Consider the following 16310-nt stretch of genomic DNA (forward strand, 5'->3'; position numbering starts at 1 on the left):
CTCCGGGCAGTTTCTCGTGGCCGCCGACACGCTTGGTTGGCAATAACCGATCACTCGGCATGAGCCCTGTCCGGAGGAGTTCCCGGGACGGGGGCGTCGTACGGAACTTGCAGCAGTGGGAATGCGTAGGCCCACCAGCCGGTCCTTCGGCACGAGCTCGGACTTCCGGCGCTGAACGGTCGAACCGAACCTTCGCGACGAGAAGGAGTCCGCCGAGAATCCGACCTCGAGCCGCCGTCTACAGTCGGACTCTGACTGCTTCTCCACCTCATCGTCATGCGATGACGATGAGTGACGGGTCCCAGTTCGGCCATCGCTGAACGCCTTCGAAGATCTTCCAAACTGAGCGGCACGCATGCTACGAAGGTTCGTAGATCGGTCCGCCCTTGGGGCGGACCGAGCGTCATTTCAAGGGTAGGTGACGAGTGCTGACGGGCGGTGACGAGGCGTGCACGGTGGGGTCAAGTTCTACCGCGGCTCCGCGTTCGCCGCACGCTCCTACGTGGAGGCGGACCGCTCACGCGTTGACGACTACTACCTGACCGAGGGCACCGGTGTGGCCGAGCGCTACGTCGCCACGGCTCCGCTGGGGGTGGGGGGACGCGGTGTTTGCGCAGTTCAGAAGGGGGGGACGCTGGATGGCGACGCCTACGAGCGGTGGGTCGCCGGCTACGACGTGGTGACCGGCGCAGCAAAGGGTCGGCTGCGTGACGACGCCCACGCGTTGCGGTTCGTCGAGGTCGTCGTCAACGGGCCGAAGTCCTGGTCGCTTGCCGCCGCCCTCCACCCCGACATAGCGGCGGCGTACGACGCGGCGATGGATCGCGCGGCTGGTGAGGTGATCGGTTGGGTGGGCGAGCACGCCACCACCCGGGTCGGGCCACGTGGTCGGCAGGTGCAGGTGCCGGTGGAGAAGCTTGAGGCAGGCGTCGTGCGGCACTACACCTCGCGTGCCGGTGACCCGCACCGTCACCTCCACGTGCAGATCAACGCCCGCGTGTTCGCGGCCGGGGCGTGGCGTGGACTGCACTCGGTCGGTGTCGTGGACAGCATCGGGGCGCTCAACGGGATCGGGCACGCGGCCGTGATGTGCGACCCCGAGTTCCGCGCCGCCCTTGCCGCGCGGGGCTACACCCTCGACGACGACGGCGAGATCGAGCAGCTCGCGGCGTACGCCGGACGGTTCAGCCAGCGCGCTGCGCAGATCGGCCGCAACGTCGACAGGTACGAGGCCGCATGGCGTGCCGAGCACCCCGGCCAGGAGCCCGGGCCGCGGCTGCGCCAGACCTGGGACCGACGCGCCTGGGCCGACGCACGACCGGACAAGGTCGTGCCGCGCAGTGGCGCCGACCTCGTCAACGCCTGGAACCGAGAGCTGCGCGATCTTGGCTTCACCCCACCCACCATCTCGACGACCACCTCACCGACCAACCCAGCCTCAGGGCTGGGGCTGCAGGTCGGTCGGGTCAACCGGGACGTGGCCACGGAACTCGTAATCAGCCGGCTCGGTGCGAAGCGGTCGGCGTGGAACGCCCCCGATATTCGTGGTGAGGTCGAACGACTGATCGCCTCCGTCGGCGTCGTCGCCGAACGAGCGGTGCGACGCGAGCTGGTCGAGGACATCGCCGATCGTGCCCAGAGTCGATGTGTGCCGTTGCTGGACCGCAACGACGTCCCCGAGCACGTCCGCAGCCTGACCTCCGAACGGGTCCTCGCCGTTGAAGCCGACCTCGTCGACAGCATTGCCGCACGTGCCGCGTGGCCGGTGAGCGACGCGGTCCGCGTGCGCGGCACCAACTCTTTCGATCTGGCGCGGCTCGACGCCACGCAACGACGCGTCGTGGCGGCCCTTGCCGGTGACGCCGGTCTTCTCGTCATCGAAGGCGCCGCCGGCACCGGGAAGACCACGACCCTCGCTGCTGCACGCGACGTCCTCGACGCCTCAGGCCGTCGACTCGTGGTGGTCACCCCTACCCTCAAGGCCGCCCAGGCAGCCCGGCAGCAGGTCGGTGCTGACGCTTTCTCCGTCGCCTGGCTCATCCACCAACACGGCTACCGCTGGGACGACGACGGCCACTGGTCACACAACGAGCCTGCGCCCGATGCCGGCCCAGTGGCCCGCGCCCGCCTTCTTCCGGGCGATGTCCTGCTCGTCGACGAGGCCGGCATGCTCGATCAGGACACTGCCCGCGCGCTGTTCGCCATCGCCGACCGAGCGCACGCGAAGGTCGCGCTCCTCGGCGACCGCCACCAACTCCCAGCAGTCGGCCGGGGCGGCGTCCTCGACCTTGCCGCACGCTGGGTACGACCCGCAGGACACTACGAGCTCGAGTCGGTCCACCGGTTCGCCGATCCCGCGTACGCCGACCTCAGCCTCCTCATGCGCACTGGTAAGCGCTCTGGCGAAGTTTTCGACGCCCTGCTCGAGCGCGGACAGATCGTCCTGCATGCCAGCGAGGTCGAACGCACCGCAGCCCTGGCCACCATTGGTGCCGCCCGTGCCGATGGCGGTCCTCATGATGGTGACCAGCTCGTCATTGCCGATACCCGCGACCAAGTCAGTGCCCTCAACGCATCCATCCGCGACCGCCGCCACGACGAACGCGGTCCACTTGGTGAGCCCTCTGGTGAGCGCGCTGGTGAGCTGATTACGCGCCGTGGTGAGCGGATCGGGCTCGGCGACCGCGTCGCCACCCGACGCAACGACCGCGACCTCGCAGTCGCCAATCGGGACACCTGGACCGTCGCTGGGGTCGGCGACGACGGCAGCCTGCACGTGGTCGGCCGTGCTGGCCAACGTGAGCTGCCTTACGAGTACGTCCGTGAGCACGTGGAACTCGCCTTCACCACTACCGCCTACGGAGCCCAGGGCGAGACCGTCGACACGGCCGACTTTGCCCTCGGCGAGACGACCGGCGCCGCCTCGGCGTACGTCGCCATGACCCGAGGGCGGCACCACAACACCGCCCACCTCGTCGCCGACACGGTCGACGACGCCCGCAGCCAATGGGTCGACGTGTTCAGCCGCGACCGCGCCGACCTCGGACCCAGCCACGCCGCACAGAGAGCCGCGGACGACATCGACCGATACGGACCCAATGCGCGGCCGCACTCGGTCGCCCTGCAGGCCGCAGCGCTGCGCGAAGGCCCACGTCGGCCACCACCGTGGCCGGTCCCGGGCCCCCAACCGACTCCACATGGCATCGGCCGCTGACCAGATTTCCTCTCTCCAGGTGACCGCTCCGGGGACCCAGGACGACCTAGGTGAGCAAGGAGAAGCCAATCTCGACAGGAAGGGCCACAGGCGTCCGATCCAAACAGCTCGATGTTGCTTCTCCGGATAGGGAGTCGCCGAACCAGTCGGCGGCCACGACGAAAGGCAACGTGATGGTCACACCCATCGGCATCCCAGACGACTGGGACGACAACAACCTGATCCTGTTCGAGGAGTTCTGCGAACTCATCCGCACACCGCAACGCACCGTCCGCGACTGGCGCCAGCGCGGCGTCGGCCCCAGGTGGACCCGCTTCCAAGGCGTCGGGCGGCTCTACATCACCGTCGCCGAAGCCCGACGCTTCCTCGCCTCAGCCACCGTCACGCGAGCGGAGGTGCGTTCCGATGGCTGAACGACGCACCATCCCGGTCTACCTCAGCCTCGACGAAGCGGCCGAGGCCATGTCGGTCTCGACCAAGACCATCCGCCGCTGGATCGCCGCCGGGACCCTCCCGGCCTACCGCTGCGGCAAACGGGCCATCCGCATCAAACTCGACGACCTCGAAGCCGCCCCCCGGAAGATCCCCGCAGCGCGATCGTAGGGATTGCCAGGCCATCTGCTGGTGGTGACCCGCCTATCCACCGTGTGCCGGATCCTGCCCACGGGCCAGCGCGTAGTGAAGCTCGGATGGCAGGACTCAGACCCGACATCGCGTTGAGCTTGTTGCACGTATGTTGCACGAGCGGCCCTCTCCCGGATGGAAAAGCGCCTCTGACCTGCAGTTACTCGGGTGGGCGATACTGGGTTCGAACCAGTGACCTCTTCGGTGTGAACGAAGCGCGCTACCACTGCGCCAATCGCCCGTGTGGTGCGGCGGGAACTCTACAGGCCGTGGCGCTCACTCACGAAACCGGTGCCTCGTCGTCGACGTTCTCGATCGCCTCGGTCAGCTCCTCAACGGCTTCGGGGTGGCCGTGGAAGCGCTTGTAGGAGTAGGCGATCAGCGCCAGCGCGATGACTGCTGAGGCGATCTGGGTGATGCCGGTCCACAGCCCGCCGGGCAACCAGAAGGCCTCCGGGAACTGCCACCAGGACGGCGCGGGCGGCGACAGGATCCACAGGACCCCGCATGCGGCGAGGATCAGGGCACCCAGGACCGAGGCCACGATCCGGGGCCAGGTCTCGACGCCCTCGGCCGCGCCGCGCAGGGCGCGGAGGCGGACCGGCTCGACCCGCCTCTCGGCCCATTCGTACTGCTGGGAGAGCAGCGCCAGCCCGGCGAAGATGCCGAGCAGACCCGGTCCGGGCAGGAAGATCGCGGCCACTCCGGCGACCAGGAGCACCCAGCCCAGGGTCTCCAGCACGACACGCTTGGCGGCACTGCCTCCGGGCACTCCCATCAGGCCTGCACCGCATCTCGACAGGCCCATCGGGTCCCCGTGGTGATCACCCGACGAGCGTAACCGGTGGGTCCTGACGGCCGCCTACGAAAAAGGCGCCGGAATCGCGTCATGGCCCCCGAGCAGGGGCGTCCCTGCTGATGTACAGACCAGCACCACGCCGGTTCCCCCCGACCGGCGGCCCCGAAGGAGCCCCCATGAGTCAGCAGCCGGTTGTCGCGGACGTGGCGTTGGACGTCACGCTGGAATGCCTCGACGACAGTGGTCGCAGCCACCGCATCGACACGGTGCTCGGCTACACGCGCCCGGATCCCTACGCCGTCACGATGACCTTCCTGACCGCCGACGAGCCGCTGACGTGGACCTTCGCGCGTGAGCTGTTGATGCAGGGCGTGGAGGCATCGGCCGGCGAGGGCGACGTCCACATCTCCCCGTCGAGCAACGACGCGGGCCGACCGATCATCCTGATCATGCTGAGCTCACCCGACGGCCACCTGCTCCTCGAGGCGCCCACCGACGAGGTCACCGACTTCCTCGACCGCACGCTCGCCCTCGTGCCCAGCGGCACCGAGAGCCCGCACCTCGACCTCGACGACCTGATCTCGCAGATCCTCAGCGTCTGAGCGACTCGCCTCAGCCTGTGTGCTGGGCGATCCACGAGTTGTGCAGACCCGCGTAGACGCTCCCCGACTGGGTGACCAGCTCGGAGTGCGGCCCACGCTGCACCACCCTCCCCCGATCGACCACCACCACCTCGTCGGCGTTCTCGGCCGTCGAGAGCCGGTGGGCGATCGTCACCGACGTGCGCGACTGCATCAGGCGCTCCAGTGCCCGGCCGATCCTCATCTCGAGCTGCGGATCCACGGCACTGGTCGCCTCGTCGAGCACCAGGAGATCGGGGTCGGCCAGGTGCGCTCGCAGCAGTGCCACCAGCTGGCGCTCCCCTGCTGAGAGTGACTCCCCACGCTGACCGACCTTGGTCTCCGATCCGTTCGGCAGCGCGTCGATCCAGTCGCGCAGGCCGAGCTCGTCGGCGGAGGCCAGGATCTCCGCCTCCGTCGCGTCGAGCTTGCCGTAGCGCACGTTGGCCGTGATCGTGTCGTCGAACAGGAAGCCCTCCTGCGGCACCAGCACGACGCTCGTGCGCAGCGAGTGCTGCGCGATCTGGCGTACGTCGATGCCGTCGAGCAGCACGGCGCCGGACCCCGGGTCCATCAACCGCGTCAGCAGCTTGGCGAAGGTCGACTTGCCCGAGCCGGTCTCCCCCACGATCGCCACCCGCGTCCCGGCATCGATGTGCATCGACACGTCGGAGAGCACGTCGGGCCCGTCGGGATAGGCGAAGGTCACGTCGTCGAAGGTGACGTCCAGCGGACCTCGCGGCAGCTCCTGCCCGTCGGGACCGGGGTCGACGAGGTCAGCCGGCGTCTCCAGGATGCCGATGACGCGGCGCCAGCTCACGATGGCGTTCTGCGCGTCGGTGAGGATCTGCGTGCCCATCTGCACCGGCCCGACGAACAGCGTCACCAGGAAGGCGAAGGCCAGCACCTTGCCGGCGGTCATGTCGGTCGTGAAGCCGAGCAGCACCCCCACGATCAGCACGCCGGCGTTGGCCAGCCCGGCCGAGATCCCGCCCAGCGAGAACGACACCACGGTGAACTTCTGCGCCCGGACGCTCGCCCCCTGGAAGTCGGTGATCGCGGTGTCGATGCGGTGCTGGGTGCGGTCCTCGACGGCGTACGAACGCACGACCGCTGCGCCCACGACGGGCTCGCTGATCGCCCCGAGCAGCACGCCGACCTGGTGGCGGACCACGCCGTAGGCCTCGGACAGCTTGCGTTGGAAGTAGCGGATCGACATGAACAGCGGCGCGAAGCACAGCCACACGACGAGCGCGAGCTCCCAGCTGTAGATCACCATGATCACGGTCGCCACGAGGATCTGCCCGACGCTGACCACGAAGATCAGCCCGCCGAACACCAGGAACTGGCTGACCTGGTCGACGTCGCTGGTCACGCGGGAGACGAGCGCGCCGCGGCGCTCGGTGTTCTGCGTCAGCAGCGGCAGGTCGTGCACGTGCCGGAAGGCCTTGATCCGCAGCGTCGCGAGCCCGCGCTCCGACGTCGTGAAGAGCCGCTTCGTCATGAAGTAGGACGCGAGGCTGGTGACCACGATCGCGAGCGCAGCAGCGATGCCGAGCCACACGACGTACGACAACCGCGGCCCGTCGGGACCGTTCAGCCCCTTGTCCAGCGTCTGTTGTACGGCGATGGGCACGACGACCTGACCACAGGAAGCCACGACGGCGAGCACGAGAGTGACGCCCAGTCCCTCGCGCAGCTCGGGCGAGATCGCGACACCGCGCCGGATCGTGTCCATGGCGCCGATGCCGGCGCCGGAGTCCATCGCGGTCGCGGCACTGCTGGACCGGGTGGTGGCGGTCGTGCTCACAGCGACTCCTCGTGGGCGGCCTGCTCGTAGGCGTTGACGAGCCGCGCGTAGGCCCGGCTGCGGCCGAGCAGCTCGGTGTGGGTGCCGCGGTCGGCGACGGCGCCGTTCTCGAGGTGGATGACCTCGTCGGCGAGGCCGATCGTGGCCTTGCGGTAGGCGACCACGACCAGCGTGGTGTCGGTGGAGCCGGCGCGCAGGCTGGCCAGGATCCGGGCCTCGACCTCCGGGTCGACCGCAGACGTCGCATCGTCCAGGATCAGCAGCCGCGGACGCCGTACGAGCGCCCGGGCCAGGGAGATGCGTTGTCGCTGGCCACCGGACAGGGAGGTGCCGCGCTCCCCCAGCTTCGTGCTCAGGCCGTCGCCCAGTGCGGCGACGAAGCCGTCGGCCTGCGCGGCGCGCAGCGCGGCCCACACCTCCTCGTCGGGGATGTCGGCGCCGAGGGTGACGTTGCCGCGGACGGTGTCGTCGAAGAGGAAGGCGGTCTGCGGCACCAGCGCGACCGAGCCGGCGAGTGCTCCCCGCTCGAGGTCGCGCAGGTCGGCGCCGTCGATGGCGATCCGCCCGGTGTCCGGGTCGACGAGCCGGGTCAGCAGGCTGGTCAGCGTGCTCTTGCCCGAGGCGGTGGCCCCGACGAGCGCAACGGTGCGGCCCGGCGCGACGTCGAAGGACACTCCCTTCAACAGGGGCGCAGCAGGGTCGTAGGCGTAGTGCAGGCCCTCGACCGCCAGGTGCGCACCGCTCTCGAGTGCGGGGATGCGCGCGGCGCCGTACTCCATGGAACCGGTGGCCGCGAGGACGGCCTGGGTGCGGCGGAAGCCGACCACGCTGCGCGGGAACTCCCCCAGCAGCCAGCCGATCGCGCGGATCGGGAAGGACACGATGGTCAGGAGGTAGGCGACCGTCACCACGTCGCCGGCGTCGGTCGCGCCACTCGTCACCCGCGAGACTCCGACCGCGAGCACGACGAGGACGCCGACGTTGGGCAGCGAGGCCAGGGTCGGGTCGAAGGCGGCGCGGATGCGACCGGCGCGGATGTTGACGTCGCGCAGCATCTCGGCCTTGTGCGCGAAACGGGCAGTCTCCTCGCTCTCGCGGCCCAGCGTCTTGACCACCATCGCGCCGTCGAAGGACTCGTGCGCGATCTCGCTGACCTCCGCGCGCAGCCCCTGGGCGTGGGTCATGAGCGGCGAGGCGAGCCGCTGGTAGGCGAGGTTGGCGATCACGACGGCCGGGAAGACGAGCAGGCCGACGACGGCCAGCACGACGTCCGCGAGCAGCATCTGGATGACTGCGATCACCATCATCACGACTGTGCCGAGCGCCATCGGCAGCGGCGCGATCGGCCCCCACGCGGCCTCGACGTCGGAATAGGCGTTGGAGAGGAGCTGGCCGGTCGGGTGCCGCTGGTGCCACTCCATCGGCAGCGTGAGGTATTGCCTGGTCACCGCGCGGCGGGTGTGCGCCTGCATGCGGTACTGCATGATGCCGGCTCCGAGCCGACGCGCGACGATGCCGACGGCGCGCAGGATCGCGACGCCGAGGAACAGCGCCAGCACCGTCCAGAGCAGGCCGGTGCCGATCTCGCCGGTCTCGAAGGCAGGGATGACGACGTTGTCCGTCGACCAACCGAGGACCCACGCATCGGCGACGGTGAGTACGGCGAAGAGCACCGACCCGAGGGTCGAGAGCACGAAGATCCCGGGCTCGCGCCGGATCGCGTGACCCAGCACAGCGAAGCCCTCACGGGTCGTCGTTCCCTGCAGTGTTGCCCCCTCGTCACTCACCACCGCAGGCTACCTGTGGCCCCATGACGCCCGACGTCAGGCGCGGATTCGCGACAGGAACGCCCGGGTGCGCTCCTGCTGCGGGTCGCCGATCACCTGCGCCGGGGTGCCGGACTCGTGGATGACGCCGTCGTGCAGGAAGCAGACCGTGTCGGCAACGTCGCGGGCGAAGCCCATCTCGTGCGTGTTCAGCACCATCGTCACGCCCTCGGACTTGAGGTCGGAGAGGAGGTCGAGCACCTCGCCCACCAGCTCGGGGTCGAGCGCGGAGGTGACCTCGTCGAGCAGCATCAGCCGTGGGTTGGTGACGAGGGCACGGGCGATCGCGACGCGCTGCTGCTGGCCGCCGGAGAGGTCGTCGGGCCGGGCCCTCGCCTTCTCCGCGAGCCCCACCCGGTCGAGCATCGCGAGCCCGCGCTGCTCGGCCTCGGCCGCCGCGACGCCGTGCACCTTGCGCAGCGCGAGCGTCACGTTGCCGAGCACGGTGAGGTGCGGGAACAGGTTGTAGGACTGGAAGACCAGCCCCATCCGGGAGCGAACCTCGTCGCCGTTGACCCGCGGGTCGGTGATGTCCTCGCCCTCGAACGTGATCACCCCGTCGTCCACGGTCTCGAGCAGGTTGGCGCACCGCAGCAGCGTCGACTTGCCCGACCCGGAAGCCCCGATCAGCACGACGCACTCGCCGCGGTTGACCGTGAAGTCGACGCCGTCGAGCACCACGTTGGATCCGAACGCCTTCCGGACGCCGCTCATCTCGAGAACGCTCACATCAGGCTCCCCGCGCCGGCGAAGCCCTGCTTGCGGGCATACCAGTCAGTCAGTCGCGCCATCGGCACGGTCAGGCAGATGAAGAGGAAACCCGCGACGACGTACGGCGTGTAGTTGAAGTCCTTCGCCGTCTCGATCTGCGCCGCCCGGATCGCGTCGATGACCGTGCCCAGCACGGCGATCAGCCCGGAGTCCTTCTGCAGCGAGACGAGGTCGTTCATCAGCGCGGGCAGCACGCGGCGCCAGGCCTGCGGGAGCACGACGTGGCGCAGCGTCTGCGCATAGGTCAGTCCGAGCGCGCGGCCGGCAAGGCGCTGCGACTGGTGCACCGACTCGATGCCCGCCCGGAAGACCTCTGCGACGTACGCCGAGTAGGACAGCACCAGGGACGCGCAGCCCCAGAACAGGGCGCTGCGCGGCAGCCCCGACAGGTCGAGGGCCGGCCCGCCGAACCCGAGCAGGAAGATGACCAGCAGCAGCGGGAGCCCACGGAACACGTCGACGTACACCGTGCCGAGCAGCCGCAGCGGGAACGCGATCGGGCCCCGTGTGGTGCGCATGACCGCGATGGTGAGGCTGACGACCACGATGGCGATCGCCGAGACCACCATGATCTTGACGTTCATCCAGAGGCCGGCGAGCACCGCCGGGAACGAATCGATCGCCTTGTCCCAGTCGAAGTAGGTCTCGTGGACCCGCTCCCACCCGGGTGAGCTGACGACCAGCACGCCGACGACGCCAAGCACCAGCGCCGTGCTGGCCGCGGCGATGGCCGTGCTGCGTGCGGCCTGGCGGCGGCGATAGCTCTCGCGCTCGAGCTGGATCGCGGAGGGCTGCCAGTCCCTGACGGCAGGTCGCATCAGGAGAGCTCTGGAGCGCCCTGCTGCTCCAGCCACTCGGAGGCGATCTGGTCGAGGGTGCCGTCCTCACGCAGTGCGTCGACGGCCTGGCTGACGCAGTCGGTGAGCGGGCTGTCCTTGTCGAGCACGGCGCCGAACTGCTCGACGTCGCCCTCGGGCAGCGGCAGCTGGCCGACGATCATGCCGTCGTCGAGCTGGACGGCCGTCATGTAGTAGGCCGTCGGCAGGTCGACCACGATGCCGTCGATCTGGCCGTTCTTCAGCGACTGGACGGCCTGGTCGTTGGTGTCGAACGCGGCCGGCTGCTCGGAGCTGCCGATCGTCTCGGTGATCGCGGTGTAGCTCGTCGTGCCGACCTGGGCGCCCAGGCGGGCGTCGGCGAGGTCGGCGATCGACGTCGCACCGTCGATGGCGCTGCCCTTGTTGGTGATGACGGTCTGGCGCACGTCGTAGTAGCCGCTGGAGAAGTCGACGGCCTTGCGGCGCTGCTCGGTGATGGAGACCTGGTTGACGTCGAAGTCGAACTTCTTCTCGCCCGGGCTGACCACCGCGTTGAACGGCACGGTGACCCACTCGACCTCGTCGGTCGAGTAGCCCAGCTCCTCGGCGACGGCGTAGGCCACCGCGGACTCGTAGCCCTGGCCGTTGGTCGGGTCGTCGCCGACGAACCACGGCTCGTAGGCCGGGGAGTCGGTGCCGATCGTCAGGGTGCCGGCGGTCAGCGTCTCCAGGCTGTCGGGCGTGCAGTCCTCCGCGGCCGTCTCGGTGGAGGTGTCGGTCGCTGCGTCCCCGGCCTCGTCGCGCGGCGCACCGCAGGCGGTCAGGGCCAGGAGCACGGCGAGCGGAGCGGTGGCGGCGAAGGTGCGGAAGATCGTGCGCATGCCCCGAATCGTAGGACCGATCTCAGCGGACCGGGTGACCGGCCGCCGACAACCCGTCCTTCACCTCACCGATCCGCAGCGTCCCGAAGTGGAACACCGTGGCGGCGAGCACCGCGTCGGCACCGGCGTCGACGGCGGGCGCGAAGTGCTCCACGGCACCCGCTCCCCCGCTGGCGATGACGGGGATGGTGACCTCGCGGCGTACGGCGCGGATCAGCTCGAGGTCGAAGCCGTCCTGCGTGCCGTCGGCGTCCATGGCGTTGAGGAGGATCTCGCCGGCGCCCAGCTGCGCTGCTCGCGCGGCCCACTCGACGGCGTCGAGGCCGGCGCTCTTGCGGCCGCCGTGGGTGGTGACCTCGAAGCGTCCTTCGGAGACCCGACGCGCGTCGACCGAGAGCACGAGCACCTGGTTGCCGAACCGGTCGGCGACCTCGGCGATCAGCTCGGGCCGGTGGATGGCGGCGGTGTTCATTGCAACCTTGTCGGCGCCGGCGCGCAGCAGGCGGTCGACGTCCGCGACGCTGCTCACTCCCCCGCCCACGGTCAGCGGGATGAAGACCTCCTCCGCGCAGCGCGACACGACCTCCATGGTCGTCGCGCGGCCCTCGTGGGAGGCGGAGATGTCGAGGAACGTGAGCTCGTCGGCGCCCTCCGCGTCATAGGTCTTGGCGAGCTCGACCGGGTCCCCGGCGTCGCGGAGCTCCTTGAAGTTGATGCCCTTGACCACGCGCCCGCCGTCGACGTCGAGGCAGGGGATGACGCGTACGGCGAGGCTCACGAGACCGGCTTCGGCAGGGTCAGGGCCAGCGCGTCCTCGAGCGTGAAGCGACCCTCGTAGAGCGCCGTGCCGGCGATCGCGCCCTCAACGCCCTCTGCCACGAGTCCCATCAGGGCCTCGATGTCGGCCAGCGTGGTGACGCCGCCGCTGGCCACGACCGGCTTGTCCGTCACCGCGCAGACGTCGCGCAGGAGCTGGAGGTTGGGGCCCTGCAGCATGCCGTCCTTGTTGACGTCGGTGACGACGTAGCGCGCACAGCCCTCGGAGTCGAGACGGGTGAGCACGTCGTAGAGGTCGCCGCCCTCGCGGGTCCAGCCACGCGCGGCCAGCGTGCGACCACGGACGTCGAGGCCGACGGCCACGCGGTCGCCGTACTCAGCGATGGCGCGGGCGCACCACTCGGGGTTCTCCAGCGCGGCCGTGCCGATGTTGACCCGGCGACACCCGGCGTCCATGGCCGCCTTGAGCGACTCGTCGTCGCGGATGCCGCCACTCATCTCGACCTTGATGTCCAGCGTGCCGACGATCCTCGCCTGGAGCTCGCGGTTGTGGCCGTGACCGAAGGCGGCGTCGAGGTCGACGAGGTGGATCCACTCCGCCCCCGCTTCCTGCCAGCGCAGGGCGGCCTCGATCGGGTCACCGAAGCGCTTCTCCGAGCCGTCGACCCCCTGGACGAGCTGGACGGCCTGGCCGCCCTTGATGTCCACCGCGGGCAGGAGTTCGAGGTAGTCGCTCATGGTGTCGATCCTAGGAGCCGTGGGACGCCGGACCGCGCACGTCCCGCCCTCTGACAGGATCACGCCGACCAACTGAAACACGTTCTACTCGGAGGCCCGTGTGCACACCCGTCGTTCCGTCCTGTCCGTCGCCGCCGCTGGGGCCGTCGGGCTGGCGCTGCCGACACCGGCGCGGGCCCGCATCCCGCTGACCCGGGAGGAGCACCGGGTCGTGGTCATCGGCTCCGGCTTCGGCGGTGGTGTGACGGCGCTGCGGCTGGCGCGGGCCGGGGTCCGGGTGACGGTGCTCGAGCGCGGGCGGCGCTGGCGGACCGGGCCGAACGCCGAGACCTTCCCGCACGTGGCGCGCCCCGACAAGCGGCTGCTGTGGCACGGCACGACGCCCAGCGCACTGCACCCCGCGCAGCAGCTGCTGGGCGCTCCCCTGGACTTCGGTCCCTACGTCGGGCTGGTCGAGCCTGTGCAGGGACGCAACATGCTGGTGATGTGCCCGGCCGGTGTCGGCGGCGGGTCGCTGGTCTACCAGGGCATGACCCTGCAGCCGTCGCGCGAGGTGTTCGAGAGCTCCCTGCCCAGCGGCCTCGACTACGACCTGATGGACCGCGTGCACTATCCCCGGGTCGCGAGGATGCTCAGGCTGGCAACGGCGCCGGACACGCTCGTCGACACCCCCAACTACCTCGCCGCCCGGACCTTCAAGTCGCGCGCCGAGCTCGCCGGCTTCGCGGTCGAGAAGATCCCGATGCCGATCGACTGGTCCTACGCCGAGGCTGAGCTGCGCGGGGAGATGAAGCCGTCCTACACCAACGGCGACGCCGCGATGGGCGTCAACAACGGCGGCAAGCACTCGGTGGACGTGACCTACCTGCGCGCCGCCGAGGCGACCGGCCGGGTCCGGGTGCGGACCCACCACGACGTCACCTCGATCGAGCAGCGGCCGAACGGCCGGTGGCTGGTCCGGGTCAACCGCACCGACGACACCGGCAAGGTCCTGGAGCACAAGGTCATCCGGACCCGGGCGCTGGTGCTGGCCGCCGGAAGCGTCAACACCACCAAGCTGCTCGTGCGGGCCGGCGCCACCGGCGCCATCGCGGACCTGCCCGACGGCCTCGGCCGCGGCTGGGGCACCAACGGCGACCGGATCTATGCCTGGACCAACCTGCAGACCGACTTCGGAACCCAGGGCGGACCGGTCGTGTTCGGCAGCAAGGACTGGGCCGATCCCGCCACCGCCAACACGATCATCCAGGCCTCGATGCCCCCCGTCGGCCTCAACCTGCGGACCACGATGCTGGTCGGCTTCGGGGCCAGCCCGGACCGCGGGCACTTCGCCTACGACGGCGCCACCGACACCGTCGGCCTGCACTGGCCGGCGGACGGCGACCGGGCGGTGCACGACGAGATCGGCGCGCGGATGCGCGCCGTGGTCGGCTCGACCGGGGTGCTGACCGACAGCCACCTCATCGCACCCAGCACTTGGCACCCCTTGGGCGGCGCCCCCATGGGCTCGGTGTGCGACCTCGAGGGGCGGGTCCACTGCGCCCGCGGGCTCTACGTGCTCGACGGCGCGCTCATCCCCGGCACCACCGCGGCCTGCAACCCCTCGATGACCATCGCTGCCGTCGCCGAGCGGGCGCTGGAGCGCATCGTCGCCGAGGACGTCGGCAGCATCATCTGAGCGGCGAGGGCCCGTGGCAGAGTTGGCCCATGACGAGTGACGCCCACGACCGGGACGCCTGGGAGCAGCGCTGGGAGCAGGTGCTGCGTGACCATCCGGACAAGCTGGCGAGCCGCCCTCCCAGCGACCTCCTCGTCGACGTCGCACGCGAGCTGCGGCCGGGCCGCGCCCTCGACGCCGGCTGCGGGCACGGCGCCGAGGCGATCTGGCTGGCCGCGGCCGGCTGGACGGTCACCGCGGTCGACTTCTCGCGGGCAGCCCTCGAGCACGGTCAGGCGACCGCCCAGGGCTTCGCCCCGGACGTCGCCGCTCGCATCGCCTGGGTGGAGGGCGACCTCGGGGCCCCTGGACCCCGGACGAGGGCTACTTCGACCTCGTGAGCTGCCTCTACGTCCACGTCGCCGGGCCGGTCGGCTCGGTCGGCGAGATGGTCTCGCGCCTCGCCGCCGGTGTCGCCCCGGACGGCACGCTCCTGCTGGTCGGGCATGGCCCCGTGGACCCGGCGACGGGTGAGCCGACCGCGGCGGCCAGCCAGGTGCAGGTCTCGGTCGCGGAGGCGCTCGAGGTGCTGGACCCGCAGGAGTGGGAGGTCCTGGTCGCCGAGGAGCGACCGCGCGCCGTCGCCGGATCGGGCGTCGACGCGGTGGTCCGGGCGGTTCGCCAGCGATAGCGGCGTCACGCCCGCACCGCGCCGTACGATCTCCGCGATGCCCCCACCCTCCTCCGACCCGAGCGCGCGCAAGCTCCTCCTCGTCGTCGACGCCCCCTCGCTGCTGCACCGCAACCACCACGCGCGGGCGCACACGCGGATCATGGACCGGGCCGGGCGACCGGTGTGGGCGCTGCACGGGATGCTGCGCCAGATCATCGAGTCGATCGACGGGTTCGCGCCCGACGCGGTCATCTTCGGGCTCGACGACCGCACCTCCTCGATCCGCCGGGAGCGCTACCCCGACTACAAGGCCGGGCGCGCGGAGAAGCACCCCGAGCTGATCGACCAGCTCGAGCGGGCGGGCGCGCTGCTCGACGCGCTCGGGCTGGCGACGCTGACTCCCCCGGGGCTCGAGGCCGACGACGTCAACGCGACCGGCGCGACGTGGGCAGCTGCCAACGGCTGGAACTGCGTCATCATCACCTCCGACCGCGACGCCTTCGCCCACATCAGCGACCACACGCAGGTGCTGCGGCTGATCGACGGCGGCATCAACGGCTCGCCGCTGCTCAACCCCCGGCGCCTGCACGCGATGTACGGCGTCGCCGCGGAGAACTACCTGGCCTATGCCGCCCTGCGGGGCGACGCGAGCGACAACCTGCCCGGCGTCACCGGCATCGGCGAGAAGACTGCCGCGATCCTGCTCGACGTCGCCGGCTCGATGGACGCCGTGTGGGCCGACCTCGACCACGACGACGGCCGGTCGCTGGTCCAGGCGCTCGACGGCTGGGCCGCCGAGGTCGGCGCCCGCCGGCTCGGCGCCACCGTCGTCCGCCGCCTGAGCGCCGCCGGCGCGCGGGAGCGCTACGACTTCAACGTGGCCATGATGTCGGGCTGCGACGACCTCGACCTCGGGCTCACGCCCGACGTCCCCGGCAGCCCCGGCCTGCTGCCGCTCGACATCGATCGGGTCAGCCGCGTGGTGGGCTACCTCAACGTCGAGGCCACCACGGACCTCGCGGTCCGCGTGCTCACGGGGGCTCCTGCCTCCGTGAGCACGCGGGGCTGACCGCTAGAGCTTGCGGCTCACGGGTCGGGGTGA

The 16310-nt window shown here is 70.5% G+C and carries 16 protein-coding genes and 1 tRNA gene; 8 read left to right on the top strand and 9 right to left on the bottom strand.

Annotated features, from left to right (window positions below; all coding sequences use genetic code 11):
* Nucleotides 1–448 precede the first annotated feature (448 nt).
* The 3 genes from mobF to CF8_RS12290 are packed head-to-tail and all read left to right on the top strand — an operon-like array spanning nucleotide 449 to nucleotide 3817.
* Nucleotides 449–3214, top strand: coding sequence for a MobF family relaxase (gene mobF, locus CF8_RS12280; protein ID WP_010833435.1), 2766 nt, complete (start codon nucleotides 449–451; stop codon nucleotides 3212–3214).
* Between the two features lie 50 nt (nucleotides 3215–3264).
* A complete protein-coding gene (locus CF8_RS12285) occupies nucleotides 3265–3627 on the top strand; it encodes a hypothetical protein (protein WP_156887215.1) in 363 nt (120 codons plus the stop codon).
* Complete coding sequence (locus tag CF8_RS12290; protein ID WP_036490897.1) at nucleotides 3620–3817, top strand: helix-turn-helix domain-containing protein; 198 nt, start codon at nucleotides 3620–3622, stop codon at nucleotides 3815–3817. Before CF8_RS12285 ends, CF8_RS12290 begins: the two co-directional genes overlap by 8 nt.
* 190 nt (nucleotides 3818–4007) lie before the next feature.
* Here CF8_RS12290 and CF8_RS12295 read toward each other — a convergent pair.
* A tRNA-Val gene (locus CF8_RS12295) sits at nucleotides 4008–4079 on the bottom strand.
* Nucleotides 4080–4118: 39 nt separating this feature from the next.
* Nucleotides 4119–4616, bottom strand: coding sequence for a PGPGW domain-containing protein (locus tag CF8_RS12300; protein WP_010833437.1), 498 nt, complete (start codon nucleotides 4614–4616; stop codon nucleotides 4119–4121).
* Nucleotides 4617–4813: 197 nt separating this feature from the next.
* Between CF8_RS12300 and CF8_RS12305 the strand changes: the two genes are divergently transcribed.
* Entirely contained in the window at nucleotides 4814–5239 is a 426-nt protein-coding gene (locus CF8_RS12305) for an SsgA family sporulation/cell division regulator (RefSeq protein ID WP_010833438.1), read from the top strand.
* A 10-nt stretch (nucleotides 5240–5249) separates the two neighbouring features.
* On the opposite strand, the gene CF8_RS12310 is transcribed toward CF8_RS12305, so the two are convergent.
* From CF8_RS12310 to priA, 7 genes are read right to left on the bottom strand one after another with little or no spacing between them, the layout of a single operon-like run.
* Nucleotides 5250–7067 carry an ABC transporter ATP-binding protein gene (locus CF8_RS12310; protein ID WP_010833439.1) on the bottom strand — a complete coding sequence of 606 codons (1818 nt, stop codon included), beginning with the start codon at nucleotides 7065–7067 and terminating at the stop codon, nucleotides 5250–5252.
* On the bottom strand, nucleotides 7064–8854 hold the full coding sequence (locus CF8_RS12315) for an ABC transporter ATP-binding protein (protein WP_051204479.1): 1791 nt from the start codon (nucleotides 8852–8854) through the stop codon (nucleotides 7064–7066). The genes CF8_RS12310 and CF8_RS12315 overlap by 4 nt, the downstream gene beginning before the upstream one ends.
* Nucleotides 8855–8890: 36 nt before the next feature.
* Nucleotides 8891–9607 (bottom strand): amino acid ABC transporter ATP-binding protein, encoded by a 717-nt coding sequence (locus CF8_RS12320; protein WP_084623101.1) that lies wholly within the window; start codon nucleotides 9605–9607, stop codon nucleotides 8891–8893.
* 11 nt (nucleotides 9608–9618) lie between these two features.
* Nucleotides 9619–10482: an amino acid ABC transporter permease gene (locus CF8_RS12325; protein ID WP_010833442.1), complete on the bottom strand. Its 864-nt coding sequence runs from the start codon at nucleotides 10480–10482 to the stop codon at nucleotides 9619–9621.
* Nucleotides 10482–11363, bottom strand: a complete 882-nt coding sequence (locus CF8_RS12330) for an ABC transporter substrate-binding protein (protein WP_010833443.1) — start codon at nucleotides 11361–11363, stop codon at nucleotides 10482–10484. Before CF8_RS12330 ends, CF8_RS12325 begins: the two co-directional genes overlap by 1 nt.
* Before the next feature lie 22 nt (nucleotides 11364–11385).
* Complete coding sequence (gene hisF, locus CF8_RS12335; RefSeq protein ID WP_010833444.1) at nucleotides 11386–12141, bottom strand: imidazole glycerol phosphate synthase subunit HisF; 756 nt, start codon at nucleotides 12139–12141, stop codon at nucleotides 11386–11388.
* Complete coding sequence (gene priA, locus CF8_RS12340; RefSeq protein WP_010833445.1) at nucleotides 12138–12878, bottom strand: bifunctional 1-(5-phosphoribosyl)-5-((5-phosphoribosylamino)methylideneamino)imidazole-4-carboxamide isomerase/phosphoribosylanthranilate isomerase PriA; 741 nt, start codon at nucleotides 12876–12878, stop codon at nucleotides 12138–12140. Before priA ends, hisF begins: the two co-directional genes overlap by 4 nt.
* Nucleotides 12879–12978: 100 nt before the next feature.
* Here priA and CF8_RS12345 point away from each other — a divergent pair, with 100 nt between their 5' ends.
* The 4 genes from CF8_RS12345 to CF8_RS12355 are packed head-to-tail and all read left to right on the top strand — an operon-like array spanning nucleotide 12979 to nucleotide 16277.
* Nucleotides 12979–14556 (top strand): FAD-dependent oxidoreductase, encoded by a 1578-nt coding sequence (locus tag CF8_RS12345; RefSeq protein ID WP_010833446.1) that lies wholly within the window; start codon nucleotides 12979–12981, stop codon nucleotides 14554–14556.
* 29 nt (nucleotides 14557–14585) lie between these two features.
* The gene (locus CF8_RS20980) at nucleotides 14586–14936 is read left to right on the top strand and encodes a class I SAM-dependent methyltransferase (RefSeq protein ID WP_010833447.1); all 351 of its coding nucleotides are present in this window, start codon (nucleotides 14586–14588) and stop codon (nucleotides 14934–14936) included.
* A complete protein-coding gene (locus tag CF8_RS20985; RefSeq protein WP_010833448.1) occupies nucleotides 14933–15226 on the top strand; it encodes a hypothetical protein in 294 nt (97 codons plus the stop codon). The genes CF8_RS20980 and CF8_RS20985 overlap by 4 nt, the downstream gene beginning before the upstream one ends.
* Nucleotides 15227–15263: 37 nt before the next feature.
* Nucleotides 15264–16277, top strand: coding sequence for a 5'-3' exonuclease (locus CF8_RS12355; protein WP_010833449.1), 1014 nt, complete (start codon nucleotides 15264–15266; stop codon nucleotides 16275–16277).
* The last annotated feature ends 33 nt before the right edge of the window (nucleotides 16278–16310 follow it).

The sequence above is a fragment of the Nocardioides sp. CF8 genome, assembly GCF_000389985.1.
Classification (GTDB): Bacteria; Actinomycetota; Actinomycetes; order Propionibacteriales; family Nocardioidaceae; genus Nocardioides; species Nocardioides allogilvus.

What these genes read in the sequence shown, in the direction of transcription:
- CF8_RS12290 (WP_036490897.1), top strand. Translation starts at nt 3,620, where the DNA reads ATGGCTGAACGACGCACCATCCCGGTCTACCTCAGCCTCGACGAAGCG.
- CF8_RS12300 (WP_010833437.1), bottom strand. Translation starts at nt 4,616, where the DNA reads ATGGGAGTGCCCGGAGGCAGTGCCGCCAAGCGTGTCGTGCTGGAGACC.
- CF8_RS12305 (WP_010833438.1), top strand. Translation starts at nt 4,814, where the DNA reads ATGAGTCAGCAGCCGGTTGTCGCGGACGTGGCGTTGGACGTCACGCTG.
- CF8_RS12320 (WP_084623101.1), bottom strand. Translation starts at nt 9,607, where the DNA reads ATGAGCGGCGTCCGGAAGGCGTTCGGATCCAACGTGGTGCTCGACGGC.
- CF8_RS12325 (WP_010833442.1), bottom strand. Translation starts at nt 10,482, where the DNA reads ATGCGACCTGCCGTCAGGGACTGGCAGCCCTCCGCGATCCAGCTCGAG.
- CF8_RS12330 (WP_010833443.1), bottom strand. Translation starts at nt 11,363, where the DNA reads ATGCGCACGATCTTCCGCACCTTCGCCGCCACCGCTCCGCTCGCCGTG.
- priA (WP_010833445.1), bottom strand. Translation starts at nt 12,878, where the DNA reads ATGAGCGACTACCTCGAACTCCTGCCCGCGGTGGACATCAAGGGCGGC.
- CF8_RS20980 (WP_010833447.1), top strand. Translation starts at nt 14,586, where the DNA reads ATGACGAGTGACGCCCACGACCGGGACGCCTGGGAGCAGCGCTGGGAG.
- CF8_RS12355 (WP_010833449.1), top strand. Translation starts at nt 15,264, where the DNA reads ATGCCCCCACCCTCCTCCGACCCGAGCGCGCGCAAGCTCCTCCTCGTC.